Source organism: Bradyrhizobium erythrophlei (assembly GCF_042430365.1).
Classification (GTDB): Bacteria; Pseudomonadota; Alphaproteobacteria; order Rhizobiales; family Xanthobacteraceae; genus Bradyrhizobium; species Bradyrhizobium erythrophlei.
Map to the genome: position 1 here is coordinate 78,995 of NZ_JBHMET010000163.1, position 24,958 is coordinate 103,952.

24 protein-coding genes are annotated in these 24,958 nt (G+C 64.9%); 16 read left to right on the forward strand and 8 right to left on the reverse strand.

Going from position 1 to position 24,958, the window contains the following annotated elements:
• Positions 1-7 precede the first annotated feature (7 nt).
• Complete coding sequence (locus ACFFWD_RS25220; RefSeq protein ID WP_376969659.1) at positions 8-1,201, forward strand: DUF1501 domain-containing protein; 1,194 nt, start codon at positions 8-10, stop codon at positions 1,199-1,201.
• Between the two features lie 153 nt (positions 1,202-1,354).
• Here the strand turns inward: ACFFWD_RS25220 and pip are convergent, their stop codons facing one another.
• The 6 genes from pip to pqqA all read right to left on the reverse strand — a co-directional run bounded on the left by pip (position 1,355) and on the right by pqqA (position 5,774).
• Complete coding sequence (gene pip, locus ACFFWD_RS25225; RefSeq protein ID WP_376969661.1) at positions 1,355-2,335, reverse strand: prolyl aminopeptidase; 981 nt, start codon at positions 2,333-2,335, stop codon at positions 1,355-1,357.
• A gap of 5 nt (positions 2,336-2,340) precedes the next feature.
• Positions 2,341-3,534 carry a pyrroloquinoline quinone biosynthesis protein PqqE gene (gene pqqE / locus ACFFWD_RS25230; RefSeq protein WP_376969663.1) on the reverse strand — a complete coding sequence of 398 codons (1,194 nt, stop codon included), beginning with the start codon at positions 3,532-3,534 and terminating at the stop codon, positions 2,341-2,343.
• Positions 3,531-3,839, reverse strand: coding sequence for a pyrroloquinoline quinone biosynthesis peptide chaperone PqqD (gene pqqD, locus ACFFWD_RS25235; protein WP_376969665.1), 309 nt, complete (start codon positions 3,837-3,839; stop codon positions 3,531-3,533). Before pqqD ends, pqqE begins: the two co-directional genes overlap by 4 nt.
• 9 nt (positions 3,840-3,848) lie before the next feature.
• A complete protein-coding gene (pqqC, locus tag ACFFWD_RS25240; protein ID WP_376969667.1) occupies positions 3,849-4,604 on the reverse strand; it encodes a pyrroloquinoline-quinone synthase PqqC in 756 nt (251 codons plus the stop codon).
• A gap of 20 nt (positions 4,605-4,624) precedes the next feature.
• Positions 4,625-5,554 (reverse strand): pyrroloquinoline quinone biosynthesis protein PqqB, encoded by a 930-nt coding sequence (pqqB, locus tag ACFFWD_RS25245; protein ID WP_376969669.1) that lies wholly within the window; start codon positions 5,552-5,554, stop codon positions 4,625-4,627.
• Positions 5,555-5,693: 139 nt separating this feature from the next.
• Positions 5,694-5,774 carry a pyrroloquinoline quinone precursor peptide PqqA gene (gene pqqA / locus ACFFWD_RS25250; protein WP_035635412.1) on the reverse strand — a complete coding sequence of 27 codons (81 nt, stop codon included), beginning with the start codon at positions 5,772-5,774 and terminating at the stop codon, positions 5,694-5,696.
• 325 nt (positions 5,775-6,099) lie between these two features.
• Between pqqA and ACFFWD_RS25255 the strand changes: the two genes are divergently transcribed.
• From ACFFWD_RS25255 to ACFFWD_RS25295, 9 genes are all read left to right on the forward strand, one after another.
• Entirely contained in the window at positions 6,100-6,357 is a 258-nt protein-coding gene (locus ACFFWD_RS25255) for a DUF6894 family protein (protein WP_376969671.1), read from the forward strand.
• Between the two features lie 190 nt (positions 6,358-6,547).
• Positions 6,548-7,822: a PQQ-dependent sugar dehydrogenase gene (locus tag ACFFWD_RS25260; RefSeq protein WP_376969673.1), complete on the forward strand. Its 1,275-nt coding sequence runs from the start codon at positions 6,548-6,550 to the stop codon at positions 7,820-7,822.
• Between the two features lie 74 nt (positions 7,823-7,896).
• A complete protein-coding gene (locus ACFFWD_RS25265) occupies positions 7,897-8,463 on the forward strand; it encodes a c-type cytochrome (RefSeq protein WP_376969675.1) in 567 nt (188 codons plus the stop codon).
• 71 nt (positions 8,464-8,534) lie between these two features.
• Positions 8,535-9,926, forward strand: a complete 1,392-nt coding sequence (locus ACFFWD_RS25270; protein WP_376969677.1) for an amidase family protein — start codon at positions 8,535-8,537, stop codon at positions 9,924-9,926.
• 76 nt (positions 9,927-10,002) lie between these two features.
• A complete protein-coding gene (locus tag ACFFWD_RS25275) occupies positions 10,003-10,479 on the forward strand; it encodes a glutathione peroxidase (protein ID WP_376969679.1) in 477 nt (158 codons plus the stop codon).
• The gene (locus tag ACFFWD_RS25280) at positions 10,476-10,745 is read left to right on the forward strand and encodes a DUF3297 family protein (RefSeq protein WP_376969681.1); all 270 of its coding nucleotides are present in this window, start codon (positions 10,476-10,478) and stop codon (positions 10,743-10,745) included. The genes ACFFWD_RS25275 and ACFFWD_RS25280 overlap by 4 nt, the downstream gene beginning before the upstream one ends.
• Before the next feature lie 170 nt (positions 10,746-10,915).
• The gene (locus ACFFWD_RS25285; RefSeq protein WP_376969683.1) at positions 10,916-12,085 is read left to right on the forward strand and encodes a mandelate racemase/muconate lactonizing enzyme family protein; all 1,170 of its coding nucleotides are present in this window, start codon (positions 10,916-10,918) and stop codon (positions 12,083-12,085) included.
• Positions 12,086-12,203: 118 nt separating this feature from the next.
• Positions 12,204-13,469 carry a phosphoglycerate dehydrogenase gene (serA, locus tag ACFFWD_RS25290; protein ID WP_376969685.1) on the forward strand — a complete coding sequence of 422 codons (1,266 nt, stop codon included), beginning with the start codon at positions 12,204-12,206 and terminating at the stop codon, positions 13,467-13,469.
• 201 nt (positions 13,470-13,670) lie between these two features.
• Positions 13,671-14,723 carry a hypothetical protein gene (locus ACFFWD_RS25295; protein WP_376969687.1) on the forward strand — a complete coding sequence of 351 codons (1,053 nt, stop codon included), beginning with the start codon at positions 13,671-13,673 and terminating at the stop codon, positions 14,721-14,723.
• A 43-nt stretch (positions 14,724-14,766) separates the two neighbouring features.
• Here the strand turns inward: ACFFWD_RS25295 and ACFFWD_RS25300 are convergent, their stop codons facing one another.
• Positions 14,767-16,119: a malonyl-CoA decarboxylase gene (locus tag ACFFWD_RS25300; protein ID WP_376969689.1), complete on the reverse strand. Its 1,353-nt coding sequence runs from the start codon at positions 16,117-16,119 to the stop codon at positions 14,767-14,769.
• Between the two features lie 113 nt (positions 16,120-16,232).
• Positions 16,233-17,033 carry an AraC family transcriptional regulator gene (locus tag ACFFWD_RS25305; protein WP_376969691.1) on the reverse strand — a complete coding sequence of 267 codons (801 nt, stop codon included), beginning with the start codon at positions 17,031-17,033 and terminating at the stop codon, positions 16,233-16,235.
• Between the two features lie 73 nt (positions 17,034-17,106).
• On the opposite strand from ACFFWD_RS25305, the gene ACFFWD_RS25310 reads away from it, so the two are divergent.
• The 6 genes from ACFFWD_RS25310 to ACFFWD_RS25335 all read left to right on the forward strand — a co-directional run bounded on the left by ACFFWD_RS25310 (position 17,107) and on the right by ACFFWD_RS25335 (position 24,735).
• Complete coding sequence (locus ACFFWD_RS25310; protein WP_376969693.1) at positions 17,107-18,285, forward strand: MFS transporter; 1,179 nt, start codon at positions 17,107-17,109, stop codon at positions 18,283-18,285.
• Between the two features lie 190 nt (positions 18,286-18,475).
• Positions 18,476-20,029, forward strand: a complete 1,554-nt coding sequence (locus ACFFWD_RS25315; protein WP_376969695.1) for an SUMF1/EgtB/PvdO family nonheme iron enzyme — start codon at positions 18,476-18,478, stop codon at positions 20,027-20,029.
• Positions 20,030-20,180: 151 nt separating this feature from the next.
• On the forward strand, positions 20,181-20,606 hold the full coding sequence (locus ACFFWD_RS25320) for a DUF4399 domain-containing protein (RefSeq protein ID WP_376969697.1): 426 nt from the start codon (positions 20,181-20,183) through the stop codon (positions 20,604-20,606).
• Positions 20,607-20,763: 157 nt separating this feature from the next.
• On the forward strand, positions 20,764-21,513 hold the full coding sequence (locus ACFFWD_RS25325) for a transporter substrate-binding domain-containing protein (protein WP_376969699.1): 750 nt from the start codon (positions 20,764-20,766) through the stop codon (positions 21,511-21,513).
• 609 nt (positions 21,514-22,122) lie between these two features.
• Positions 22,123-22,941 (forward strand): formate/nitrite transporter family protein, encoded by an 819-nt coding sequence (locus ACFFWD_RS25330; RefSeq protein ID WP_376969701.1) that lies wholly within the window; start codon positions 22,123-22,125, stop codon positions 22,939-22,941.
• A gap of 57 nt (positions 22,942-22,998) precedes the next feature.
• Positions 22,999-24,735: a bifunctional protein-serine/threonine kinase/phosphatase gene (locus ACFFWD_RS25335; protein WP_376969703.1), complete on the forward strand. Its 1,737-nt coding sequence runs from the start codon at positions 22,999-23,001 to the stop codon at positions 24,733-24,735.
• Positions 24,736-24,958 lie beyond the last annotated feature (223 nt).

Genomic DNA, 24,958 nt, shown 5'->3' on the forward strand with positions numbered 1-24,958 from the left:
TTCGCCAATGAACCGCCGTGAACTGATCAAGGCCTTTGCCGCCTCCGCCTCGCTCACCGTTGCCGGGCGGGTCTGGGCGGCGCCTGCGACCGACGCCCGCATGCTCGTCGTGTTCCTGCGCGGCGCCTATGACGCGGCCAACGTCATCGTGCCGGTCGGCAGCGAATTCTACTACGCCTCGCGCCCGACGCTTGCGATCGCGCGGCCCGACACCGGCAATCCGAACGCGGCGCTGGCGCTCGACGCCGGATGGGGCCTGCATCCGGCGCTCCGCGATTCGATCTATCCGTTGTGGGCGAAGCGCGAGGTCGCCTTCGTGCCGTTCGCCGGCACCAGCGACGATCTTTCGCGCAGCCATTTCGAGACCCAGGACACGATCGAGCTCGGCCAGGCGGTCGGCGGCAGCCGCGACTATCGTTCCGGCTTCATGAGCCGGCTCGCCGTAGAGCTGACGCGGGTGAAGCCGATCTCCTTCACCGATCAGCTGCCGCTGATCTTCCGTGGCCAGAGCCAGATTCCGAACATCGGCATCTCAAGCGTCAGCAAGCCCGGCGTCGACGACCGCCAGGCGCGGCTGATCAAGCAGATGTACGCGCAGGGCCACCTCGCTAATTCGGTCTCCGAAGGTTTTCGCGTGCGCGATGATGTCTATAAATCCGTCTCGGAGGAGATGACGGCGGCGAACCGCGGCGCGGTCTCGCCGCGCGGCTTCGAGCTGTCGGCGCGGCGGATCGGCCGGTTGATGCGCGAGCAGTTCAACCTCGGTTTCGTCGATGTCGGCGGCTGGGACACCCACGTCAACCAGGGGGCGGCGACCGGCTATCTTGCCGACCGCCTCGGCGAGCTCGGCCGCGGTCTCGCCGGTTTCGCCGAAGAGATTGGACCGGCGATGTGGCGCGACACGGTGGTGGTCGTGATCTCCGAGTTCGGCCGCACCTTCCGTGAGAACGGCGACCGCGGCACCGATCACGGTCATGGCAGCGTGTACTGGGTGTTGGGTGGCGGCATCAATGGCGGGCGCCTTGCCGGCGAGCAGGTCCAGGTCTCGCAGGCAACGCTGTTCCAGAACCGCGACTATCCGGTCCTGACCGACTACAAGGCGTTCTTCGCGGGCCTCGTGCAGCACGTCTACGGATTGCAGCCCGCAAGCCTCGAGCGGATCTTCGCCGGCATCAAGCCGAAGGATCTCAGCCTGGTTTAGGCCACCATCGCTCGACCTATCTTCGTCATGGCCGGGCATAGCCGTCCGAAAGACGGCGTCGCTTCCGCTCGCCTATGTCCCGGCCATCCACGTCTGTCTTGCCTGATCGCGGCAAAGACGTGGATGCCCGGCACAAGGCCGGGCATGACGGAGCTAGATTGCAGACGCCATATCCGCGATCGCCCGCATGACCGCATCGCGGATGCCGGGATCGTACAGGATGTGACCGGCGCCATCGAACACGCGGACCTCGCTGCCCGGCCAGCGCGCGGCGAGCGCGTGCGATGTCGCCGGCGGGCACAGCAAGTCATAGCGGCCCTGCACCATGATCCCGGGAATGCCGGCGAGCAGGCCGGCATTGTCCATGAGCTGGTTCGGCCGCATGAAGCAGTCATTGGCGAAGTAATGCGCTTCCATGAACGGCGTCGAGGGCAGGGCACCCGACGCGTGCAATGAAGGCGGATCGAGGCGCGTGCGCTTTGGCGCGTGCTCCGACAACGCGCGTTCGGTGTCGTGCCAGGCGCGTGCGGCGGCGGCATGCACGGCGGCGTCGGGATCGAGGATGCGGCGATAATAGGCGGCGAGCGGCTCGGCGCGCTCGTCCGCCGGCAGCACGCCGAGGAAGTCCTCGTAAAGTCCGGGATAGAAGCGCGGCAAGGTGTGCAGGAAGGCGCCGTCGAGCTCCGCGCTAGTGCCGAGGAAGGTCGCGCGCAGCACGAGGCCGCTGACGCGCTCGGGATGGGCTTGCGTGTAGGCCAGCGCCAGGGTCGCGCCCCAGGAGCCGCCGACCACCATCCAGCGCGCAAAGCCGAACCGCTCGCGGATCTTCTCCATGTCGGCGATCAGGTGCGCCGTCGTGTTGTTGTCACGGCTGCCTTTGGGGCGGCTACGGCCGCAGCCGCGCTGGTCGAACAGCACGGCATGGAATCGTTCGGGGTCGAACAGCCGGCGATGGTCCGGCTGGCAGCCGCTGCCCGGCCCGCCATGCAGGAAGACCGCGGGAATGCCGCCCTCGCGCCCGACGCTCTCGACATAGAGGTCGTGGCCGTCGCCGACCTGCATCTGTTCCGATGTCACGGGCGCGAACGGATCGGAACGTCTGGAAGCGCGGCCCGCGCCGGCATCGGGCGCCATCGCCGCTAGCCCTCTTCCGGCGTGCCGCCGGCGAAGTTGCGGTAGATGAAGCGGTCCTGATGCGCGGCCGCCTCGCGCACCGCCTGCTTGAAGATCTCCTCATGCCGCGGCGACAGCGAGCAGGCCGGATCGGTATTGCCGGCATCGCCGGTCAGCGCGAAGGCCTGGCAGCGGCAGCCGCCGAAATCGACCTCGCGGAACTCGCAACTCTTGCAGGGTTCGGGCATCCAGCCCGTGCCGCGATAGCGGTTGAAGGCCTCCGAATTCTGCCAGATCCAGGCGATCGAATGGTTCGAGCGCACCGATTCGAATTTGAGCCCGGTGATGCTTTCGGCGGCGTGGCACGGCAGCACCTTGCCGGCCGGCGAGATGTTGAAGAACTGCCGGCCCCAGCCGCCCATGCATTTCTTCGGCCGCAACGCGTAGTAATCCGGCACTACATAGTCGATCGCGAGCGTGCCCTTCAGGCGCACCTGCGCCTCCTCGACGAGGCGGCTGGCCTCCTCGATCTGTTCCACCGTCGGCATCAGCGCGGCGCGGTTCTTCAGTGCCCAGCCGTAGTACTGGACGTTGGCGACCTCGAGCCGGTCGGCGTCGAGATCGACCGCCATCTGGATGATGTCGGGGAGCTGATGCAGGTTCTGCCGGTGCATCACCGCGTTGACGGTGAGCGGCAGATCCACCTCGCGCGTCCAGCGCGCGACCTCGAGCTTCTTCTTGTGCGACTCCTTCAGGCCCGCAACCCGATCGGCGACGAGGGGCTCGTTGCCCTGGAAGCTGATCTGGACGTGGTTGAGTCCGGCATCGGCCAGCGCCGCGAGCCTGTCCTTGGTCAGCAGCACCGCCGAGGTGATCAAATTGGAGTAGAGCCCGACACCGGTCGCGTGCTGCACCAGCTCGACCAGGTCCTTGCGCGCGGTCGGCTCGCCGCCGGAGAAATGAATCTGCAGCACGCCGAGCTCGGCGAGCTCGGTCAGCACCTTCTTCCATTCGTCGGTCGTGAGCTCGGTGCTGCCGCGGTCGAGCTCGACGGGGTTGGAGCAATAGGGGCATTGCAGCGGACAGCGATGCGTCAGCTCGGCGAGCACCGCGAGCGGGATACCGTAGGTCTCCGCCGCCGAACGGCGGCTCTCCAGCACCGCAAGTCCGTCGTTCGGGCCGGCCGCGGTGGTTTTGTTGTCGGCGAGCGTGTCACTCATGGTGTCCTCTCGCGCGCTTCGGTGAGGAAGCCCTTGTCGGCGAGGTCCTGCAGCATCGCGATCACGTCGGTTGCGATCGCCTCGCGCGGCGCGGCATATTTCGCAGCGAGCTGGTCCGCCATCTCGGCGACGCTGCGCACGCCGTCGCAGAGCTGCAGCACTTCCACCGCGATCTCGTCCGGCGCCAGCACGCGTTCCGGGGCCAGGATCACCCAGACCTGCCGCGTCTCATCGAATTTCAGCTTGGCATGGCGCGGCAGTTTCGGCCGGCTGGACTCGCTGACGCTGATGTTGCGGCTCGCCATGATGGTTCTCTAGCTCGTTTTCGGCACGAAGGCGCCGGGCGGAATGTGGCCGTCGACATAGGCGTGATACAGCGCGTCGAGCTGCACCCACAGCACGTTGGTCTTGAAGATCAGCGCGTTGCACACCGCTTCGCGCTCGGCCGGCGTCTTCGCATGGTGCTTGACGTATTCCAGCGCAAAGCCGGCATCACGCGGCGCCTGGGTCAGGCGGCGGCTGAAATAGCTCATGATATCAGGATTGACGAAGTCGTAATGCTTCAGCATCCCCGAGATGCGCTCCTCGTGCAGATTCGGCGCGAACAATTCGGTCAGCGAGGAGGCGATCGCCTCCAGCGGCGTGCGGTCGCGGCAGAAATGCACATAGGCCTCTACCGCAAAGCGCGTCGCGGGCAGGATGCCTTCGGTCGATTCCACATAGGCCGTGTCGAGGCCGAGGCCTTCGGTCAACTTCAGCCAGCGCTCGATGCCGCCCTCATTGCCGAGGTCTCCGTCGTGATCCTCGATGCGGTGGCGCCATTCGATCCTGGTGCTGCGGTCGCGGAAGCGCGAGATCACCATCGCGTCCTTCAGCGGGATCGTGCTCTGGTAATAGTAGCGATTCAGCGCCCAGGCCTGCACCTGACCCTTGTTGAGCTTGCCGCCGTGCAGCAGGCGATGGAACGGATGCAGGCTGTGGTAGCGCGTCGCGCCGATATGGCGGAGCGTCGCCTCCATCTCCTCGGCGCTGTTGAGCGCAATGCCCTTGCCGACCGAGAGCGCGGTCATTCCACTTGCAGGCACGACATTCACAGCACGATCTCCGTTCCGTCGGAGGGAATCTGCCACCCGGCCGCTTCGGCCGCCTTGCGCTCGGCTGAGGCCTGCAGCAAGGCCGGGTTGGAGTTGTTGATATGCAAAAACACTTTTCGCCCGATGTCGAGGCCGGCGAGGCTTGCAATCGCGCCGTGATCGCCGGACATCGAAATATGTCCCATGCCCTGGCCGGTCTTGGTGCCGAGCCCCGCCGCGATCAGCTCATCGTCGCGCCACACCGTGCCGTCGAAGAACACCAGCGGCGCGCCTTTCAGCCGCGACTTGAGATCGTCGGTCACCCGCGCGCAGGCGGCCAGGAAGTAGAAATATTTGCCGCTTGTCTTGTCCGCAATACGTAAGCCCAGCGTATCGCCGACCCCGTCGGCGCCGGCCGGGTGCGCCTTGCCTTCGAGATACCACGCGCCCTTGCCGGGAACCTCGAATGGCAGCACTTCCAGTCCCGAAGGCGAACCGTCGGGCAATGCCGGCTCGAAGGCCTGATCGACCGCAATTCCCTCGCGCTTGACGTTTGTCTCGCTCAGGACGTTGAAGATGCTGTTGGCGCGCAGGATCGCCAGCACGCGTTCATGCGCGTAGATCGTGAACGGCGCCCCCTCGCGCATCGACAACAGGCCGGCGACGGCATCGATCTCGCCATTGGTCAGGATCACGCCCGCGATCGGGCTGTGGCGCAGTGCGCCATCCTTCGGATGCAATTGCGGCGTTGCGATCACTTGCTGGCGGAGATCGGGCGAGGCGTTGACCAGGAACCAGTGGGCGCCGTCGCCGCTGACCGCGATCGAGGCTTGGCTGCTCTGCAATTCCGGATGATCGGTTCGCGCGGCCCGGCACGCCGGACATCCGCAGTTCCACTGCGGAACGCCGCCACCTGCGGCGGCCCCCAGGACGACGACGCGAAGCATAACCCGTCTCCTGGCGTAAGCTGATAAGCGCCCAAAAATACTACGAGGCAGACCCCGGGGCTCGATGCGCGCTCCCGCATGCGAGAACGCGTCACGCCCGGATGTCCACCTGCGCTAGACGTATATAGATCGCGGCCGCTTACTTGCGGGTCGCGCACATATACATGTTGATTTCCATGCCGACCGAGACTTCCACGATCTTCGGTGCCTTCCAGGCCATTTGGCTCTCCATTTTTTTGCCACCGGACGAACTTCCGCCCTGCAAGTTAAACTACTGCGGTCAAGAAAGTTCGCCAGTTAAATTTTCTGCGAGGTATGTGGGTCACGCTCATGCTGCGATGCAGCGCGTGTTCACGGAATCTTGCGACCTGTCTCCTCAAATCCCCGTGGGATCAGGTGTTTTTCCTGTTGTTCGCTGTCGGATGAATGGTGATGTTGGGAGCGGGAGTGGCGCTTGAGCCTACTCCCAAGGTCCTGGTGAAGATGTCGGCCCCAAGCGCTTGGTCCCAAGCGACGGGACCGCCCAATTGATCCGAGTTCAGCCGATGCCACGCTACTACTTCAACACCCGTATCGGCGACGAGCTGATCTCCGACCCCGACGGCGAAATCCTGCGGGACCCCGACCGCGCCTGGGAGATGGCGCGGGCCATGATCCGCGAGCTCCTGAAGACCGAGGGCGCCGACGGCGCGCTGTTGAACGCGGTCATCGAGGTGACCGACGACGAAGGCGAGATCGTGCTGGAATTTCCGTTCACCGAAGCGATTCTAGACTCCCCGGATCGCTCGGTCACGCGGCACTGACGCTCGCCGCCCCTGGCAGCGCCACGAGGCCGCGTAGCACCGTAACACCCCCGCACCGGCAATTGTTTCGGCCATGTTTCCGATTGCATTTGTCCGGACAAATTCGGAGACTATGAATCGGGAAGGCCGCCGGTGCCGGTCTAACGTCACCAGTGTCAACAAAGACGGCTTCCGCCCAGGGGAGAACACCATGATGAGTTATTCGCTTGCGCCGCGCAGCCTGTTGCTGGCCGGCGTTTTCTTCGGTGCATTCACGCTTCATGCCGCCGCGCAGCAGCCGGCCAATCCGCCTGCGGCAACCGCTGCGCCCGCCGCCCAACCGCTGCCGCCGGGCTCGCCCCTCATCGGGCGTCCGGACAATGAGGCGGCGGCCAAGCTCGCCCCCGTCGCGCCGCCACCGCTGCCGGCCGCGCCCGACAAGCTGCCGCTTGCGAAGCTCAAGGTTCCGGCCGGTTTCAACGTCGAGGTCTACGCCGCCGGCATGGCCAATGCGCGCTCGCTGGCGCAGAGCGACAAGGGCAGCGTGTTCGTCGGTAGCCGCCTCGTCGACAAGGTCTATGCGATCGTCAACAAGGACGGCAAACGCTCGGTCAAGGTGCTCGCCTCCGGCCTCTATCGCCCGAACGGCGTCGCCTTCAAGGACGGCACGCTCTACATCGCCGAGCTCTCGAAGGTCTCCAAGATCGACAAGGTCGAGGACGTGCTGGACAATCCGCCGAAGCCGACTGTGATCTACGACAATCTGCCGAAGGACGAGGCCCATGGCTGGAAGTTCATCGCCATCGGTCCGGACAACAAGCTTTACGTGCCGGTCGGCCAGCCCGGCAACGTCGTGCTGCATGATGACGCCCACGGCCAGATCCGCCGCATGAACCTCGACGGCTCGGGTGCCGAGGTCTATGTGCGCGGTGTCCGCAACACGGTCGGCTTCGACTGGAATCCGGAAAACAAGCAGATGTACTTCACCGACAACGGCCGTGACTGGCTGTCGGAATCGGTGCCGGAGGACGAGCTCAACCGCGTCACCAAACAGGGCGAGCACTTCGGCGCGCCCTATTGCTTGCAGGGCAACATCATCGACCAGGAGCTCGGCTGGGGTAAGGACTGCAAGGACTACACCGCGCCCGTCGGCCTTTTGGGCCCGCACGTCGCGGCGCTCGGCATGCGCTTCTACACCGGCAACATGTTCCCGAAGTCGTACAAGAACGCGATCTTCATCGCGCGCCACGGCTCCTGGAACAAGTCGCAGAAGCAGGGCGGTGACGTCGTCGTCGTCAAGCTGAACAAGGACGGCACCGTGAAGTCGATGGAGCCGTTCATGACCGGCTTCCTCGAGGACAACAAGTATGTCGGCCGCCCGGTCGACGTGATGCTGCTCAAGGACGGCTCGCTCCTGGTCTCCGACGACTGGAACGGCGCGGTCTACCGCATCACCTACGGCAAGCCGAAGCTCGCGGCGCAGTAGGCTGAAGCTATCGATCGGGGGCAGCGCCCGCTGCCCCCGATTTTCTTTTGGACGTTGCATGTGAGGATGGATCGATGCGCAAGTTCGCAATCGCCGTGGCGCTGACCTCCCTGAGTTTCTCGGCGGGCGCCGAAACCATCCAGGAGCGCGCCGCGCCGTGCCTCGCCTGTCACGGCGAGCGCGGCACCGCGGAGACCGAGAACACGCCCTCGCTCGGCGGCCAGCAGGCGCCTTACGCGCTGATCCAGCTCTTCATGTTCCGCGAGAAGCTGCGCGTCTTCGATCCCATGAACGAAATGGCGAAGGCTTTGACCGACGATGATCTCAGGGCCTTCTCGGACTTCATCGCGACCTTGCCGAAGCCGGCGCCGTCGGCCGATGCCGGCGACCCCGCAAGAATCGCGCGTGGTCAGGCGCTGGCGCAGCAGAACCGCTGCAACACCTGCCACAACACCGATTTTTCCGGCAAGGAGAACGTCCCGCGCATCGCCAACCAGCGCGAGGACTACCTCGCCAAGACGCTCGCCGAATACAAGGACAACAGCCGCCACGGCTACGACGCCACCATGGCCGACGTGATGCAGCCGATAGCTAGGGACCAGATCGCCGATCTTGCCTATTACCTTGCCCGTGTCAGGTGAAATGTCAGGCGGATGGCCGCTGGCCTTGCCTTCCGTGCGGCGCTAAAAGCGGGCGTCACACGGAGTAGCACATGCAGGATCTCTGGCGTCTGCCGGCCACGGAGCTGGCCAGCCTCATCAAATCGAAAAAAGTCTCGGCGAAAGAGGCGGCTGAGGCGGGGCTTGCCCGGCTCGATGCGGTCAATCCGAAGATCAACGCGGTGGTCGACCATCGGCCGGCCGACGTGCTGGCGCAGGCCGCCGCCGTCGATGCGGCGATTGCGCGTAGCGAGGCGGTGGGGGCGCTCGCAGGCGTGCCGATCACGATCAAGGTCAATGTCGACCAGGAGGGCTTTGCCACCACCAACGGGTTGAAGCTGCAGCGCGACGTGATCGCCAAGGTCGACAATCCCGTGGTCGCGAATCTGCGCAAGGCAGGTGCCGTGATCCTCGGCCGCACCAACTGTCCGGCGTTCTCCTATCGGTGGTTCACCACCAACCTCATTCACGGCGACACCAAGAACCCGCGCGATCCGTCCATCACCCCGGGCGGCTCGTCGGGCGGCGCGGGGGCTGCGGTTGCGGCCGGCATCGGCCACATCGCGCACGGCACCGATATTGCGGGCTCGATCCGCTATCCGGCCTATGCCTGCGGCGTCCACGGCTTGAGGCCCAGCATGGGCCGCATCCCGGCCTTCAACCCGGCGCTGCCGGAACGGCCGATCGGTCCGCAGATCAGCGCCGTCTCCGGCCCGCTGGCGCGCACCATCAACGATCTGCGCGTCTCGCTTGCGGCGATGTCGGCGCAGGACCCCCGCGATCCCTGGTACGCGCCGGTGCCGCTGGAGGGCGCACCCGTGCCGAAGCGCGCCGCGATGTGCGTCAATCCCGACGGCCTCAACCCGGTGCCCGAGGTGGTCGCGGCCGTCCGCGACGCCGGCAAGCGGCTGGAGCGCGCGGGCTGGATCGTCGAGGAGATCGCCACCACGCCGCCGCTGCGCGAGCCGGCTGATCTGCAGACCAAGCTTTGGCTCGGCGACGGCTATGAGGCGCAACTCGAGGCCGCTGAGCGCGAGGGTGATCCGGGCGCGCTGGCCTGTCTGCGCGGCAACCGCGCCAAGGTGCATCCATTCGACCTCTCGAAGGCACTGACCCGCCGCGCCACCCTGACGCGCGAATGGTTCGCCTTCCTTGAGACGTATCCGGTGCTGCTGATGCCGGTCTCCGGCGAGCTGCCATTCCCCGACCATCTCGATCGCAAGGACGATGCCTCCTTTGCACGGGTGTGGCATGCGCAGCTTGCGCAGATCGCCATTCCCTTTATGGGGCTTCCCGGGCTAACGGTCTCCACCGGATTGGTCGGGCGGATTCCCGTCGGCGTGCAACTGGTCGCCGGCCGCTACCGCGAGGATCTCTGTCTCGCCGCGGGCGAGGCGGTCGAGGCGGGCGGCACGCCGTCGGCGGCAATCGATTCGGCCACATAGAGCATGATCCGGAAAAGTGTGTAGCGGTTTTCCGAAAAGATCATGCTCAAACGAATAGGTCACGACGAGGAATAGGATGTCGAGCGTCTATGATTTCACGGCAACCTCGCTGGCCGGCGACGAAGTGCCGTTGCAGCGGTTCGACGGTCAGGTGCTCCTGATCGTCAACACCGCGAGCGCCTGCGGCTTCACGCCGCAATACAAGGGCCTGCAGGAGCTGCACGCCGATCTGTCGCCGCGCGGCTTTGCCGTGCTCGGCTTTCCCTGCAACCAGTTCGGCGCGCAGGAACCCGGCACCGCGGCGCAGATCGCGGAGTTCTGCGAGACCAACTACGCCGTGACGTTCCCAATGTTTGCCAAGATCGACGTCAACGGCAGCCATGCGCATCCGTTGTATGAGTACCTGAAACGCGAGAAGTCGGGCCTGCTCGGCCCGTCGATCAAATGGAATTTCACCAAATTCCTGGTCGATCGGTCCGGCAAGGTGGTGGCACGGCACGCGCCGACCGCCCGGCCTGAAGGATTGAGGAAAGATATCGAGGCACTGCTATGAGTGAGAACGACCAGATCACCAACGACCAATTGCCGGACCGCCTGTCGGTCGATCCGAACAGCCCGTATTACAACGCGGAGGTCCTGTCGCGCGACGTCGGCATCCGCTTCAAGGGCGTCGAGAAGACCAATGTCGAGGAGTATTGCGTCAGCGAAGGCTGGGTTCGCGTCACCGCCGGCAACGCCAAGGACCGCCACGGCAATCCGCTGACCATCAAGGTGCACGGCCCCGTCGAGCCGTATTTCCGGGATAAGAAGGCGTCCTGACCAAGCGCGCGGCTCGCGCATCACACTCCGTCATGCCCGGGCTGAAGCGCGAAGCGCGTCTTCGCGCTAGATGTCCCGGGCATCCACGTCTTGACGGTGCAGTTGAGAGAAAGACGTGGATGGCCGGGACAAGCCCGGCCATGACGAGCAACTGAGAGAGCGACAGCACAATGTCCGTCCGCATCGTCGACGTCCGCGAGGTCACCAAGCCGATCTCCTCGCCGATCCGCAACGCCTATATCGACTTCACCAAGATGACCTCGAGCCTGGTTGCCGTGGTCACCGACGTGGTGCGCGACGGCAAGCGGGTGGTCGGCTACGGCTTCAATTCGAACGGCCGTTACGGGCAGGGCGGCTTGATCCGCGAGCGCTTCGCGCCGCGGCTCCTGGAGGCCGATCCGAAGTCGCTGCTTGATGCGGGCGGTAACAATCTCGATCCCGACAAGGTCTGGGCGACCTTGATGTCCAACGAGAAGCCGGGCGGCCATGGCGAGCGCTCGGTCGCGGTCGGCACCATCGACATGGCGGTGTGGGACGCGGTGGCGAAGATCGCGGGCAAGCCACTGTTCCGCCTGCTCGCGGAACGTCATGGCGTGAGCGCCAATCCGCGCGTCTTCGTCTATGCCGCCGGCGGCTACTATTATCCGGGCAAGGACCTTGGCGCCCTGCGGAAGGAGATGCGCGGCTATCTCGATCGCGGTTACAACGTCGTCAAGATGAAGATCGGCGGTGCGCCGATCGCCGAAGACCGCGCGCGGATCGAGGCGGTGCTAAAGGAGATCGGCCGCGACGCGCAGCTCGCGGTCGACGCCAACGGCCGCTTCGACCTGGAGACCGCGATCGCCTACGCCAAGATGCTGCGCGAATATCCGCTGTTCTGGTACGAGGAGGCCGGCGATCCGCTCGACTATGCGCTGCAGGCCGCGCTCGCCGAATTCTATCCGGGCCCGATGGCGACCGGCGAGAACCTGTTCAGCCACCAGGATGCGCGGAACCTGATCCGCTACGGCGGCATGCGCCCCGATCGTGACTGGCTGCAGTTCGACTGCGCGCTGTCCTACGGGCTCTGCGAATATCAGCGCACGCTCGAGGTGCTGAAGACCCATGGCTGGTCGGCGAGCCGCTGCATCCCGCATGGCGGCCACCAGATGTCGCTCAACATCGCGGCTGGCTTAGGCCTCGGCGGCAACGAGAGCTATCCCGACCTGTTCCAGCCCTATGGCGGCTTCCCGGACGGTGTGCGGGTCGAGAACGGCCACATCACAATGCCCGACCTGCCGGGCATCGGCTTCGAGGGCAAGTCCGACCTCTACAAGGAGATGAAGGCGCTGGCCGCGTGAGGAAGATTGGCAGCCCAAAAATCTTGTGAAATGAGTAGCCAGGACAGGAAATTCGGCTTGGCACCAAGTGTGGATTTCCAGGCCCAGCAATCACCCACCTCTGAAGGACGCCGCGACCTTGCCCAGCAATCTTTCCCTTCCCCAACTCTCGCTCTCGAAGGACAAGATCCGGGTCTTGCTCCTCGAAGGGGTCAATGACAGCGCCGCGCAGATGATAGAGGCTGCGGGCTATTCCAACATGACTCGCTTGTCCAAGGCTCTTGAGGGCGATGCGCTCAAGGAAGCCGTCAAAGGCGTGCATCTGCTGGGCATCCGTTCACGCACGCAGATCACGACGGATGTTCTTGATGCCGCGGACCGGCTCATCGCGATCGGATGCTTCAGCGTCGGCACCAATCAGGTGGATCTAGACGCCGCGCGCCGGAGCGGGATTCCCGTGTTCAATGCGCCGTTTTCCAACACGCGAAGCGTGGCGGAACTGGTGATAGGCGAAATCGTCTTCCTGCTGCGCCGGATCGTCGCCCGTTCCAACGCGGCCCACCAGGGGCGCTGGGACAAGTCGGCAAACGACAGCTATGAGGTGCGGGGCAAGACGCTCGGCATCATCGGCTACGGCAATATCGGCTCGCAGCTCTCGAACCTCGCGGAAGCGTTGGGCATGAGGGTCATCTTCTACGATCACACGGACAAGCTTCGTCATGGCAACACCGAGCCGACCGCGAGCTTGCGTGAGCTGCTGGAACAAAGCGACGTCGTGACGCTGCATGTGCCGGAAACTCCCGCCACGCATGGGATGATCGGGCGCGAGGAGATTCGGGCGATCAAGCGTGGAGCCTATTTCATCAACAACAGCCGCGGTACGGTCGTTGACCTCGATGCTCTCGCGGACGCGCTGCGCGAAGGCAGGCTTCGTGGCGCCGCGGTCGACGTTTTTCCGGTCGAGCCGCGCTCGAATGCGGATCGCTTCGTGTCGCCGCTTCAGGGCCTGGAGAATGTCATTCTGACGCCACACATCGGCGGTTCGACCGAAGAGGCGCAGGAACGTATCGGTGCCGAAGTCGCGCGCAAGCTCGTCGATTACAGCGATTCCGGTTCAACGATGGGCGCTGTCAATTTTCCCCAGGTCCAGCTGCCGGCGCGGCCATCGGGGACGCGGTTCATTCAGGTGCAGCGCAATCTGCCGGGCATGCTGGGGCGCCTGAACGAAGTCCTCGCGCGCCACGCCGTCAACATTGCCGCTCAATACTACGAGACCGACCACGAGGTCGGCTACGTGGTTCTCGACGCTGATGCCTCCGCAGCCGACGGCCAGCGTGTGCTTGCGGACATCCGGGCTCTGGAGGGCACTATTCGCGCCCGACTGCTCTACGAATACAAGGTCTGAGCCTGGCAAAATCAAATCTGCGGAAGCCGCCAGGCAGCCCTCACGGAATTGTGTGAGCGACGCTCAAATATTTCTTGAACGTTGTTCAAGTTCGTCTATACTTACCAGCATATCCACCGAACTGGGAGCCTGGACTGGCGCCCGCGCCGCCCCGTTGGGGCCGGCGCGCTCGCGGTCGCATGGAAGCGGAGAATTGCAGCGATGCGGTATTCAGATAGCGAGCTTCGGAGCGCGGCCGACGCTGGGGTGATCAGCGCGGCCGATTTGCAGCGGCTGCTGGCTTTCCTGTCGGCGCGGTCGCCGGTCGACGACGCTGCGCCGGCTGCGAAATTCGATGCCGCGCATCTGCTCTGGTACGCTGGCGCCCTGATCGTGATCGGCGCGATGGGCCTGTTCTCGACGGTCGCGTTTTCGCAGATGGGGGGTGGTGCGCTCACCGCCTGCGCCGTTGCCTATGCCGGCGCGTTCACCCTGGCCGGTCATCATCTCTGGTACCGGAAGAATTTGCACGTTCCCGGCGGCCTGCTGATCGCCATCGCGGTCTCAATGGCGCCGCTTGCGGTCTACGGCATCCAGGAACAACTCGGCTGGTGGGGCAGGTTCGGCAAGCCCGGCACGGTTCAGGGCTTCTACGTCTGGATCAAGGGCAGCTGGATCTTCATGGAGGCCGCCGCCATCCTGGCCGGCGCCGTTGCGCTGCGCTTCTTCCGTTTCCCCTTCATTGTTTCCATCATCGCGGTCGCGCTGTGGTTCATGTCGATGGACCTGACGCCGTGGATCTTCAACGTCGATCACTTCGACTTCGAGATGCGGCGCAAGGTGTCGATCTGGTTCGGACTTGCGATCCTCGCTGTTGCCTGGGTGGTCGACTATCGCAGCCGCAACGGCGACTTTGCGTTTTGGCTGCATCTGTTCGGCCTGATGGCCTTCTGGGGCGGTATCAGCGCGACCGAAGGCGCAACCGAGCTGGGCCGTGCGGTCTACTGCCTGTTCAATGTCGGCCTGCTCGGCGTCGCGGTGATCCTGATGCGACGCGCCTATGCGGTGTTCGGCACGATCGGCATCACCCTCTATCTCGGCCATCTTGCGGACGTCGTGTTCAGGGACTCGCTACTGTTTCCCTTCGCACTGTCGCTGATCGGCATTGCGGTCATCGCCGCCGGGTTGCTCTATCACCGTAGGCAGGATGCCATCGCCGCGTGGCTTTCGGCGCACCTGCCCAAAGCCGTGCTGCGGTTGCGGCCTTCGCATTGACGGGGAGCAAATTGACGCGAACAAGCCGCCCGGAAAGGGCGGCTTACGATAGCCGCATGTCCAGCAACCGCCGCCCTTCACCCTTGAGCAGCTTCTTCACCGCGCTGGAAGCGATCACCTCGCCCTGGTTGGCGTAGGCCTCGTGGTTCTTCTCGATGTCGTCGAGGCGATAGAGGTAGTTGACCATGACGCCGGCGGATTCGCGCAGTCCCTTGGACGAGGTGTCGCCGAGCCAGTTGATCCGCTCCAGCCGCGCGCCGTTGCCGAGATGGAAGCGCGCGACCGAGTCGATCATGCGTCCCTTCGGCGTGCGGGCTTTCAGGAAGTAATAGGCCGCGAGCGGCTCGAGCACGGCGCGCAGCTGTGAGGTCAGTTCCGCGTCCTCGAACCAGTCGGGCTTGTCGAGCGCTTCCAGCAGTGTCCGCTCCTCATCGGAGACGGGGACGTCCTTGGCCTCATTCAGCCATTGCATGAAGCCCGGCACCGGTGACAGCGTCACGAAGGTGTCGAGCTTCGGCAGCTCGCGGCGCAACTCCTCGACCACCTGCTTGATCAGGAAGCTGCCGAAGGAGATGCCGCCGAGCCCGCGCTGGGTGTTGGAGATCGAATAGAACACGGCGGTGCGGGCGCGCTCGACCGGCACCGGCTGCCGCTCCTCGGCGAGCAGGGGCGCGATGGCGCCCGGAATGGTCTCGGTCAACGCGACCTCGACGAAGATCAGGGGCTCGTCGGCCAGCGCCGGATGGAAGAACGCGTAGCAGCGGCGGTCGATTGGATCGATGCGGCGGCGCAGATCGTTCCAGTCGCGAATCTCGTGCACGGCTTCATAGCGGATGATCTTTTCCAGAATATTGGCCGGCGACGACCAGTCTATCCTGCGCAGCACGAGGAATCCCCTGTTGAACCAGGATGAGAGCAGATGGACAACGTCGCGGTCGAGCGCGGCAAGGTCCTTGTTGCCCTTCATCAATGAAAGCAGATCCGAGCGCATCGACACCAGGTCGCTGGTGCCGCCGGGCGCGCGGTTAAGCCGGCGGATCAATTCCTGCCGGCGCGGTTCGGAGGCGAAATGCAGGTCGCTGGCGTCGTTGTCCTTGGCCTGCGCGCGCCAACTCTCGATCGCCTGCGCGAGCTTCGCATGGTCGGGCCCGAAGTCGCGCGCCAGCGTCTGGAAGAACGACAGACGGCCGGCGCCGTCGAGATGGTGGTAGCGGTCGAGCACTTCGCGCGCCATCGCGGTGCCGGACGCCTCGCCGCGGCCGGAGAGCAGCGCCTCGCACAGCTCCAGCAGCTCGGAGGCGTCCTGCCCGTCGTCAGTGGGGGTGGCGCGGCCGAGCAGGATGCGGCCGCGTTCGGAAATCGTCGAGAGCAGGTCGGAGAAGAAGGCGTTGGCCATGGGCAGGTCGTATCCAGGTAATGCCGGACCTTATACGGGATTTAGGGCCGGGAGCATCAGAATCAAGCGCATGGATCGTGCAGAAATATGTCATGCGCCGACGAAGGTATTATTCACGCCTTTTCCGCAAATTCGCGCGGCGTCTTGCCGGTCACCTGGCGGAACGCATGGGAGAACGCCGGCACGCTGGCGTAGCCGAGATCGGCGGCGACCTGCTTGACCGAGACGTTACCGTCGGTCGACAGCCGCTCGATCGCGGCGGCGATTCGCGCGCGCCGGCACCAGCTCTTGAAGGAAAGCTGGGTTTCCGTCGAGAACAGCCGCGACAGCGTCCGCGCCGAAGTGCCGACCGCGCGCGCCAGCGTCTCGATCTCGTGATCCGCGGTCGGATCCGCCAGCACCATGTCGGCGGCGCGGCGGCAGCGCGGCTCCTGCGGCAACGGAATGAAGGTCGCGGAGTCCTCGGCCCGGTGCAATTCCAGCATCACGAGCTTGATCAGGAGCTCGGTGCGCTGGCGGCTGTTCGAGGTGTCGAACAGCGCGAGGATCGCCTGGTGCAGTAGCGGCGACACCCGCACGACAAATTCGCTGTCGAGTGAGTCGCTGCGGTCCTCGCGCGCGAGCCAGGCCTGGTCGAAATACAGCGTCCGCATCTCGATGTCGGCGAGCACGTCGATGGCATGGGCGAATAGGGCAGGGACCCAGACCGCGCGGTCCGGCGGCACCAGCCAGCGGCCCTTCGGCGTGGTCACCTGCATGGTGCCGGTCGCGGCATAGACGAGCTGCGCCTCGCGGTGCATGTGGGGGTCGAGCCGTACGCCCTTCCGGTAGCTGCGCGCGACAAGGTGCACGCCATCGCCGGTGGCGCGCTGGCCCCTCAGTAGGGCTTTAATTGGCGTTTCGGCGATAGTCATTGGCGACATCCCATCAGGACAAGCCCCTATAACCTATTTCCCGACAATTGAGGATTCGAGTCAGGAACTGCCCATGAACAGCCCCAGCCGGGTGATCGGCTTCGTCAACGCTGCCCATTTCATCGACCATTATTCGATGCTGATCTTCGCCGCCGCCGTCATCGTGATGGGGCCGGCGCTTGGCATGGCCTATTCGGAGCTTTTGCCCTATGCGACGCCGGGCTTCATCGCCTTCGGCGCCGGCTCGCTGCTCACCGGCTGGCTCGGCGACCGCTGGAGTCGCCGCCACATGATGGTGATCTTCTTCGTCGGGATCGGGCTTTCGATGATCTCGGTCGGCTTCGTCTCGAGCCCGCTGCAGCTCGGCGCGGCGCTGCTTGCGATCGGCGTCTTCGCCTCGATCTACCACCCGGTCGGCACCGCGATGATCGTGTCCTATGCCGACAAGCTCGGCCGCGAGATGGGGCTCAACGGCGTCTGGGGCAACCTCGGCGTCGCCTCGTCGGCGCTGGTCACCGGCGTGATCGGCCAGTATCTCGGCTGGCGCTTTGCCTTTATCGCGCCCGGCATCGTCACCGTGCTGCTCGGCGCAGCCTTTGCGATGACCGTGGTCCATGAGGACCGCAAGGGATCGAAGCAGGCCGCAGCGCAAGCGCGCGTCGCCAAAGAGGACATGTGGCGGGTGATCCTGGCGCTCCTGATCGTGGTGATCGCGATCTCGACCACCTTCAACGCGGTGACGGTCGCGCTGCCAAAGCTGTTCGCCGAGCGACTTGCCGACCTCACCAAAAGTCCGGCCCTGCTCGGCGTGATCGCGGCCGGCGTCTACGTGTTCGGCGCGATGACGCAGTACACGATCGGTCGGCTGCTCGACCGCTACTCGCTGAAGACGGTGGCGCTGCCATTGTCGTTCATGCTGGCGCCGTTCCTCTACCTCGCCGCCAGCCTGTCGAACCTGCCGCTGATCGTGGTCTCGATCGGCATCGTGATGGGCGCCTTCGGCCAGGTGACGGTCAATGATGCGATGGTCGGCAAATACACCACCGAGGAATGGCGCTCGCGCGCCTATGCGGTGCGCTATTTCGTCGGCTTCACCGCGGCGGGCGCCTCGGTCGGTCTCGTAGCCTGGCTCTACGAGCAGGGCGGCTTCGTCACCATGCTGCACGCCTTCGCCGCGCTCTGCCTGCTGGCGATCGCGGCGGCGATCATCCTGCCGCGCGAGATCAGGACCCCGGCCGCTCAGGCGAATTGACTGCGGCGACCTTTTGCCGCGCCAATCGGGCCGGCCGCGGGCCCTGTCTGACAAGACTCCGTGAGGGGGTTCCGACACTCCGTGAACTTGTCCCGACCCTGCGGTGTGGTAGGCTGCGCGCGGGTTTCGGGGGCTAAGGCGCCGGTTGCGCCGAACACTGCCATTTGTGGTTTGTGGAGCAGCCGGAGCCATGGGCGAAATCCGCGACTTCAAATCAGGCAAACCCGGTAACCCGCCGTCCAACGGCGCGGTGCCGCGACGCCTTGCGGCGATCGTGGCCGGCGACATCGCCGGCTACAGCCGGCTGATGCAGCTCGACGAAGAGGGCACGCACAGCCGGGTCAAGCGGATCGAGCGCGAGCTCGTCGAACCCACGATCTCCGAGCACCACGGCAGGCTCGTCAAGACGACGGGCGACGGTTTCATCGCGATGTTCGACAGTCCGGTCGAGGCCGTCCGGTGCAGTATCGTGATCCAGCAGAACCTGGTCGGCCGCAACGCCGCGGTGCCGAGGGATTACTGGATCGAGTACCGGATCGGGGTCAATCTCGGCGACGTCATCATCGAGCCCGACGACATCTATGGCGACGGCGTCAATGTGGCCTCGCGCCTGGAGGGGATTGCCGAGCCCGGCGAGGTCTTCATCTCAGGCGGCATCTACGAGCAGATCAAGCACAAGCTGGTCTGCGGCTACGAGTCGCTCGGCGACCGCAAGGTCAAGAACATCACCGATCCCGTCAGGGTGTATCGCGTGCTGCCCGATGCCGCCGCGTATGGCCGGACGCGCAAGCGTCGCGAGAACATCCTGATCGGCCTGCTCGCCCTCGCGATGGCGATCATCGCCGGCGGCGCGCTCTGGTACATGCTGACGCAACAGCTCGGCAAGCAGCACGACGTGGCGCTGGCACCATCAGCATCGCCTGCGCTGCCCGCGCCAAGTCCTCTGCCAAGTCCTTTGCCAAGTCCCGCACTGAGCCCATCGCCCAGTCCCGCGCCGACGCTCGCCGGCCAGCAGCCGTCACCGCAGCCAGCGCCCTCTGCGAGCCCAGCGGTATCAGCGCAAGCCGCTGCCGTGCCGGAGCCCGAGATGGTCCCGCTGGCGGGCGGCAGCTTCTCGATGGGCAGCAACGACGACGCCTCGGAGCGGCCGATCCACCGGGTGACCGTAAAACCCTTCGCGATGGGCAAGTACCCCGTCACCGTGCGCGAATGGAATGCGTGCGCGGCGGCAAAGGCCTGCGGTTTCGTGGCAGCCGGCAAGGACGATACGCCGGTCACCAATGTGAGCTGGAGCGATGCCAGGCAATATGTCGCGTGGCTCGCCGACAGCGCGAGGAAGGCCTACCGGCTTCCGAGCGAGGCCGAATGGGAGTTCGCGGCGCGCGGCGGCACGCAAACCAAATATTGGTGGGGCGACCAGATGCAAGCGGGCGCGGCCAGCTGCAAGGATTGCGGCGGCGCCGGCGGCGCGGAACAGCCGGTCAAGGTCGGCAGCTTCAAGGCCAATCCGTTCGGCCTCCACGACATGGGCGGCGGGGTCGATCAATGGGTCGAGGATTGCTGGCACAAGAGTTACCAGGGCGCGCCGACCGACGGTTCGGCCTGGCTCGGCGGCGACTGCGCGTCCCACGTCATCCGCTCCGGCTCGTGGAAGAATGACGCACGCTATGTGCGGCCGGCCAGCCGCGACAATTACGATACCAATGTTCGATATCCGACCCACGGCTTCCGGGTCGCGCTGTGATCAAACCTCATGGTGAGGAGGCGCAAAGCGCGTCTCTGGACGATGCTTCGCATCGCCAGGCGAACCATGAGGCCCCGTCTGTGGCCCACATCCTTCGAGACGCCCGCGTTGCGGGCTCCTCAGGATGAGGGCTAGCTTAGGAGGGCAGTCGATGAGGGTTGCGCGTTCCATCCTGATTGCGACGGCGCTGGCGCTGTTTGCGAGCCCCGTTTACGCGCAGGGCAAGCCGGCGCCGAAAGAGGCGAAGCTGTACTTCATCTGGCCGCATGACGGCGCAACCCTCAAGGGCGGGTTCTGGTGCCGCTTCGGCCTGCGCAACATGGGCGTGACCCATGCCGGCGACGACTATCAGAACAGCGGCCATCATCACCTCTTTGTCGACGTCGATGAGCCGCTCAATGCGAACGAGCCGATTCCGTCGGACAAGTCGCATCTGCATTTCGGCGCCGGCCAGACCGAGACCCGCATGGAGCTCTCGCCGGGCAAGCATACGCTGCAGCTCGTGCTTGGTGACGCCAAGCACTATCCATTCAACCCGCCTGTTGTCTCCGAGAAGATCACGATCAGGGTCAGATAGGGCAGCAGTGATAGCCGCCCTGCGAAACTGGCGGTTGCGTGGGGCCGCCGCATGCGGTTTGTTGCCGCCTTGCCGGGCATCAGATCCGGCGTGGAGGGAAAGTCCGATGTCTCGTCGCTTGATGAGTCTGGCTGGCCTCGTTCTGGGAGTGATTGTCATGGCCATGCCCGCGCGCGCCGATGCCTTGAAGGATGAGATCGCGCCGACCGGCAGGCTGCGCGTCGCGATCGCGATCAGCCCGGCGGGCGGCGCGTTCTGGTCGACGAAAACCGAGAGCGGCGGCTATGCCGGCGTGCCGGTCGATCTCGGCAAGGCGATGGCGGCAGAGCTCGGCGTGCCGGTCGAATACGTCGTGCACCAGAATTCCGGCCAGATCACCGACGCCGCCGCGAAGAGCACCTGGGACGTCACCTTCCTGCCCAAGGATCCCGAGCGCGAGACGAAGATGACCTTCGGTCCGATCTACGAGGTGGCGGACGCGACCTACATCGTCAAACCGGGCTCGATGGTGACGAATTTTGCCGATCTTGATCGGGACGGCGTCAAGGTCGCCGCGGTCAACAACACCACGACCATGCGCGGGGCGATCGCGCATCTCAAGCACGCCAAGGTCGCGGGCTATCAGACCTACGACGAGATCTTCAATCTTCTTAAGAGCGGCGAGGTCGATGCATTCGCGCTGTCGCGCGACCAGCTCCACGCCATGGCGAAGAAGATCCCCGGCACGCGTGTGCTCGACGAGACCTTCAAGCAGACCGTGACCGCGGTCGCGGTGCCGCTCAACCATCCGCTCGCTGCGGCCTTCGCCGCCAAATTCATGACGGAGGCGACCGCCAACGGCACGCTGCGCAAGGCCTATGACAATAACGGGCTGAAGGACACCCCGATCCGGACCCAGACGAAGTAGCAGCCCTGTCCACGTCATTGCGAGCGAAGCGAAGCAATCCATCGTCACCGAGTGCGCGGAAAGATGGATTGCTTCGTCACTATCGCTCCTCGCAATGACGGGGATCATTGGATCCTCGATCTTTCGGGGGAAGCCTGCGCTGGGATCGGGCCGTCTCCGGTTAGGCGCGGGCGTGGGTGACATCTGTGCAAACTGCATAAAATCGCGGCATCAGCCGGCCAAGCGGGCCGAAGCGGGCCCCAAACCCCCTGTATTTCATCGGTTTTTCGGGACCGCGGCGGAGCGCAGGGTTGGCATATCGATTGCTTTTAGATGCTTTAGTCAATGACGACTGCCGTCCTCCGGATTGCCGAAGCCAGCGCCGGCCGAGGTGAAGGGATCAAGCCGCCCGACGCGGGGGCTTCGAGCAGTCATCGAGACCAGATCTCCACGGACGCTTGCGCATCCCTGCCTTGATCGAGCGTATCAGGGGGCTTCCGCCGATCGAGGCGGCAGCTTCCGCGTTTTGATCCCGGTGAGCGTCCCCGGACGGACGAGCATTTCAACCAGCCCGCGTCGCTTCCCGCATGACGGACGGCGCGACCAGATTGCTCAAGGGGACTTTACGAAATGGCCTATCTCGCACCTTCCGAATTCGTCACCAAGATGGTCGACGCCGGCGAATCCAAGATCTTCATGTCGACGCGCGACACCGTGATCCGCGCCTATATGGCCGGCGCGATCCTCGCGCTCGCGGCGGCCTTTTCGGTCTCCATCAACGTGCAGACCGGGGTGCCGATCGTCGGCGCGGCGCTGTTTCCGGTCGGCTTCTGCATGCTCTATCTGTTCGGCTTCGACCTGTTGACCGGCGTGTTCGTGCTGGCGCCGCTCGCGCTGATCGACAAGCGACCCGGCGTCACGCTCGGCGGCGTGCTGCGCAACTGGGGTCTGGTCTTCATCGGCAATTTCGCCGGCGCCTTCACGGTGGCGGTGATGATGTCGATCGTCTTCACCTTCGGCTTCTCCTCGCCGCCCGACAAGGTCGGCCAGGTGATCGGCACCATCGGCGAGAACCGCACCGTCGGCTATGCGGCGCACGGCGCAGCCGGCATGCTGACGCTGTTCATCCGCGGCATGCTCTGCAACTGGATGGTCTCGGCCGGCGTGGTCGGCGCGATGATCTCGACCACGGTCAGCGGCAAGGTGATCGCGATGTGGATGCCCATCATGCTGTTCTTCTACATGACCTTCGAGCATTCGATCGTGAACATGTTCCTGTTCCCGTCCGGCCTCCTGCTCGGTGGTCACTTCACGATCATGGACTATCTGATCTGGAACGAGATCCCGACCGTGGTCGGCAACCTCGTCGGCGGTCTCGCCTTCACCGGCCTCACGCTCTACACCACCCATGTGAAGACGGCGCCGAAGCGGGCACGCCTCGCGGCTTGATCGATGCAGGCTTGTGGGCTCTCCTGTCGGAGGGCCCCATTCGCATCGGGACTGAAGATGCCGCGTGCGCTGAAAATATCGGTCGGACAATTTTCCGATAAGGGCCGCAAGGAGGCCAATCAGGATTTCCACGGCGTGCTGATCCCCGACGAGCCGCTGCTCGGCCTGAAGGGCATCGCGGTCGTGCTCGCCGACGGCATTTCCTCGAGCAGCGTCAGCCGCGTCGCCGCCGAGTCCGCGGTCAAGAGTTTCCTGACCGATTACTACTGCACCTCGGAATCCTGGTCGGTGAAGACCTCGGCGCAGCGGGTGCTGGAGGCGACCAACTCCTGGCTGCATGCGCAAACCCGTCGCAGCCAGAACCCCTACGACAAGGACAAGGGTTACGTCTGCACGCTGAGCGCCGTCGTCATCAAGTCGACGTCGGCGCACCTGTTCCATGTCGGCGACTGCCGGATCTATCGGCTTGCCGGCAACGGCCTCGAGCAGCTCACCAACGACCACCGCGTCGTGATCTCGTCGGAGCAGAGCTATCTCGGCCGTGCGCTCGGCGTGAACCCGCAGCTCGAGATCGACTACCAGAACCTCCCGCTCGAGCGCGGCGATACCTTCCTGCTGGTCACCGACGGCATCTACGAACACGTCCCGCCGCGCCAGCTTGCGAAGGCGATCAGGGACGGCGCCGCCGATCTCGATCAAGCCGCGAAATCGATCGTCGAGCAGGCCTATGAGCGCGGCAGCCCGGACAATCTCACCGCGCAGATCGTGCGCATCGACGAGCTGCCCGACGGCGACGCGCACGAGGTGTTCGGCCAGCCGACCGAGCTGCCGCTGCCGCCGCTCCTGGACGCAAGGATGCTGTTCGACGGCTATCGCATCGTCCGCGAGCTGCATGCCAGTAGCCGCAGCCACATCTACCTTGCGACCGACGAGGAGAGCGGCACCACGGTGACGATCAAGATCCCGTCGATCGACCTGCGTGACGATGGCGCCTATCTGAAGCGCTTCATGATGGAGGAGTGGGTCGCCCGGCGCATCGACAGCCCGCATGTGCTGAAACCGTGGCTACCGCAGCGCCGGCGCAATTTCCTCTATGTCGCGACCGAGCATATCGATGGCCAGACGCTGACGCAGTGGATGATCGACAATCCCAACCCCGCGCTCGAGACCGTGCGCGACATTACCGAGCAGATCGCCAAGGGCCTGCGCGCGTTCCATCGCAAGGAGATGCTGCACCAGGACATCAGGCCCGACAACATCATGATCGACGCCACCGGCACGGTGAAGATCATCGATTTCGGGTCGACCCGGATATCGGGCGTGGTCGAGGCGGCGGCGCCGGGGGCCGAGGACATCCTGGGTACCCAGCAATACACCGCGCCGGAATATTTCCTGGGCGAGGGCGGCACGCCGCGCTCGGACCTGTTCTCGCTCGGAATCGTCACCTATCAGATGCTGACGGGACGGTTGCCTTACGGCGCGCAGATCGCACGCGCCCGCACCCGCGCCGATTTCAACCGGCTTGTCTACAGCCCGGCCGAGCACTCCGGCCGCGACATCCCGCTCTGGGTCGACCGCACGCTGGAGCGCGCCGTGCACCCCAATCCGCTCAAGCGCTACGACAGTTTTTCGGAGTTCCTGTTCGACCTGCGCAATCCGAACAGCAAGTATCTGACAACGTCATCGACCCCGCTGATCGAGCGCAACCCGGTGCTGTTCTGGAAGTCGACGACGCTGGTGCTGGCGCTCGTCGTGATCCTGCTGCTGGCGTATGGGGCGCATCATTGGCGTTAGGCGCGACGACGTTAGCTCGAATGGGCCGCGGCGGGACTGCACTCCCTCTCCCGCTTGCGGGGGAGGGCTGGGGTGGGGGTGTCTCCGCGAGTCAGAACCTTCGTGTCGATAGAGCCCCCACCCGCATCGCATCTCGCGATGCGATGCGACCTCCCCCGCAAGCGCAGGGCTATCGCATGTGGCCGAGGAGTTCGAAGAGGAAGGCATCGTTCCACCCGGCGCG

Excerpts from the sequence above, each read along its gene's own strand:
- ACFFWD_RS25220 (WP_376969659.1), top strand. The coding sequence starts at position 8 with ATGAACCGCCGTGAACTGATCAAGGCCTTTGCCGCCTCCGCCTCGCTC.
- pip (WP_376969661.1), bottom strand. The coding sequence starts at position 2,335 with ATGGCGCCCGATGCCGGCGCGGGCCGCGCTTCCAGACGTTCCGATCCG.
- pqqE (WP_376969663.1), bottom strand. The coding sequence starts at position 3,534 with ATGAGTGACACGCTCGCCGACAACAAAACCACCGCGGCCGGCCCGAAC.
- pqqD (WP_376969665.1), bottom strand. The coding sequence starts at position 3,839 with ATGGCGAGCCGCAACATCAGCGTCAGCGAGTCCAGCCGGCCGAAACTG.
- pqqC (WP_376969667.1), bottom strand. The coding sequence starts at position 4,604 with ATGACCGCGCTCTCGGTCGGCAAGGGCATTGCGCTCAACAGCGCCGAG.
- pqqB (WP_376969669.1), bottom strand. The coding sequence starts at position 5,554 with ATGCTTCGCGTCGTCGTCCTGGGGGCCGCCGCAGGTGGCGGCGTTCCG.
- pqqA (WP_035635412.1), bottom strand. The coding sequence starts at position 5,774 with ATGGCCTGGAAGGCACCGAAGATCGTGGAAGTCTCGGTCGGCATGGAA.
- ACFFWD_RS25255 (WP_376969671.1), top strand. The coding sequence starts at position 6,100 with ATGCCACGCTACTACTTCAACACCCGTATCGGCGACGAGCTGATCTCC.
- ACFFWD_RS25260 (WP_376969673.1), top strand. The coding sequence starts at position 6,548 with ATGATGAGTTATTCGCTTGCGCCGCGCAGCCTGTTGCTGGCCGGCGTT.
- ACFFWD_RS25265 (WP_376969675.1), top strand. The coding sequence starts at position 7,897 with ATGCGCAAGTTCGCAATCGCCGTGGCGCTGACCTCCCTGAGTTTCTCG.
- ACFFWD_RS25270 (WP_376969677.1), top strand. The coding sequence starts at position 8,535 with ATGCAGGATCTCTGGCGTCTGCCGGCCACGGAGCTGGCCAGCCTCATC.
- ACFFWD_RS25275 (WP_376969679.1), top strand. The coding sequence starts at position 10,003 with ATGTCGAGCGTCTATGATTTCACGGCAACCTCGCTGGCCGGCGACGAA.
- ACFFWD_RS25280 (WP_376969681.1), top strand. The coding sequence starts at position 10,476 with ATGAGTGAGAACGACCAGATCACCAACGACCAATTGCCGGACCGCCTG.
- ACFFWD_RS25285 (WP_376969683.1), top strand. The coding sequence starts at position 10,916 with ATGTCCGTCCGCATCGTCGACGTCCGCGAGGTCACCAAGCCGATCTCC.
- ACFFWD_RS25295 (WP_376969687.1), top strand. The coding sequence starts at position 13,671 with ATGCGGTATTCAGATAGCGAGCTTCGGAGCGCGGCCGACGCTGGGGTG.
- ACFFWD_RS25300 (WP_376969689.1), bottom strand. The coding sequence starts at position 16,119 with ATGGCCAACGCCTTCTTCTCCGACCTGCTCTCGACGATTTCCGAACGC.
- ACFFWD_RS25305 (WP_376969691.1), bottom strand. The coding sequence starts at position 17,033 with ATGACTATCGCCGAAACGCCAATTAAAGCCCTACTGAGGGGCCAGCGC.
- ACFFWD_RS25310 (WP_376969693.1), top strand. The coding sequence starts at position 17,107 with ATGAACAGCCCCAGCCGGGTGATCGGCTTCGTCAACGCTGCCCATTTC.
- ACFFWD_RS25315 (WP_376969695.1), top strand. The coding sequence starts at position 18,476 with ATGGGCGAAATCCGCGACTTCAAATCAGGCAAACCCGGTAACCCGCCG.
- ACFFWD_RS25320 (WP_376969697.1), top strand. The coding sequence starts at position 20,181 with ATGAGGGTTGCGCGTTCCATCCTGATTGCGACGGCGCTGGCGCTGTTT.
- ACFFWD_RS25325 (WP_376969699.1), top strand. The coding sequence starts at position 20,764 with ATGGCCATGCCCGCGCGCGCCGATGCCTTGAAGGATGAGATCGCGCCG.
- ACFFWD_RS25330 (WP_376969701.1), top strand. The coding sequence starts at position 22,123 with ATGGCCTATCTCGCACCTTCCGAATTCGTCACCAAGATGGTCGACGCC.
- ACFFWD_RS25335 (WP_376969703.1), top strand. The coding sequence starts at position 22,999 with ATGCCGCGTGCGCTGAAAATATCGGTCGGACAATTTTCCGATAAGGGC.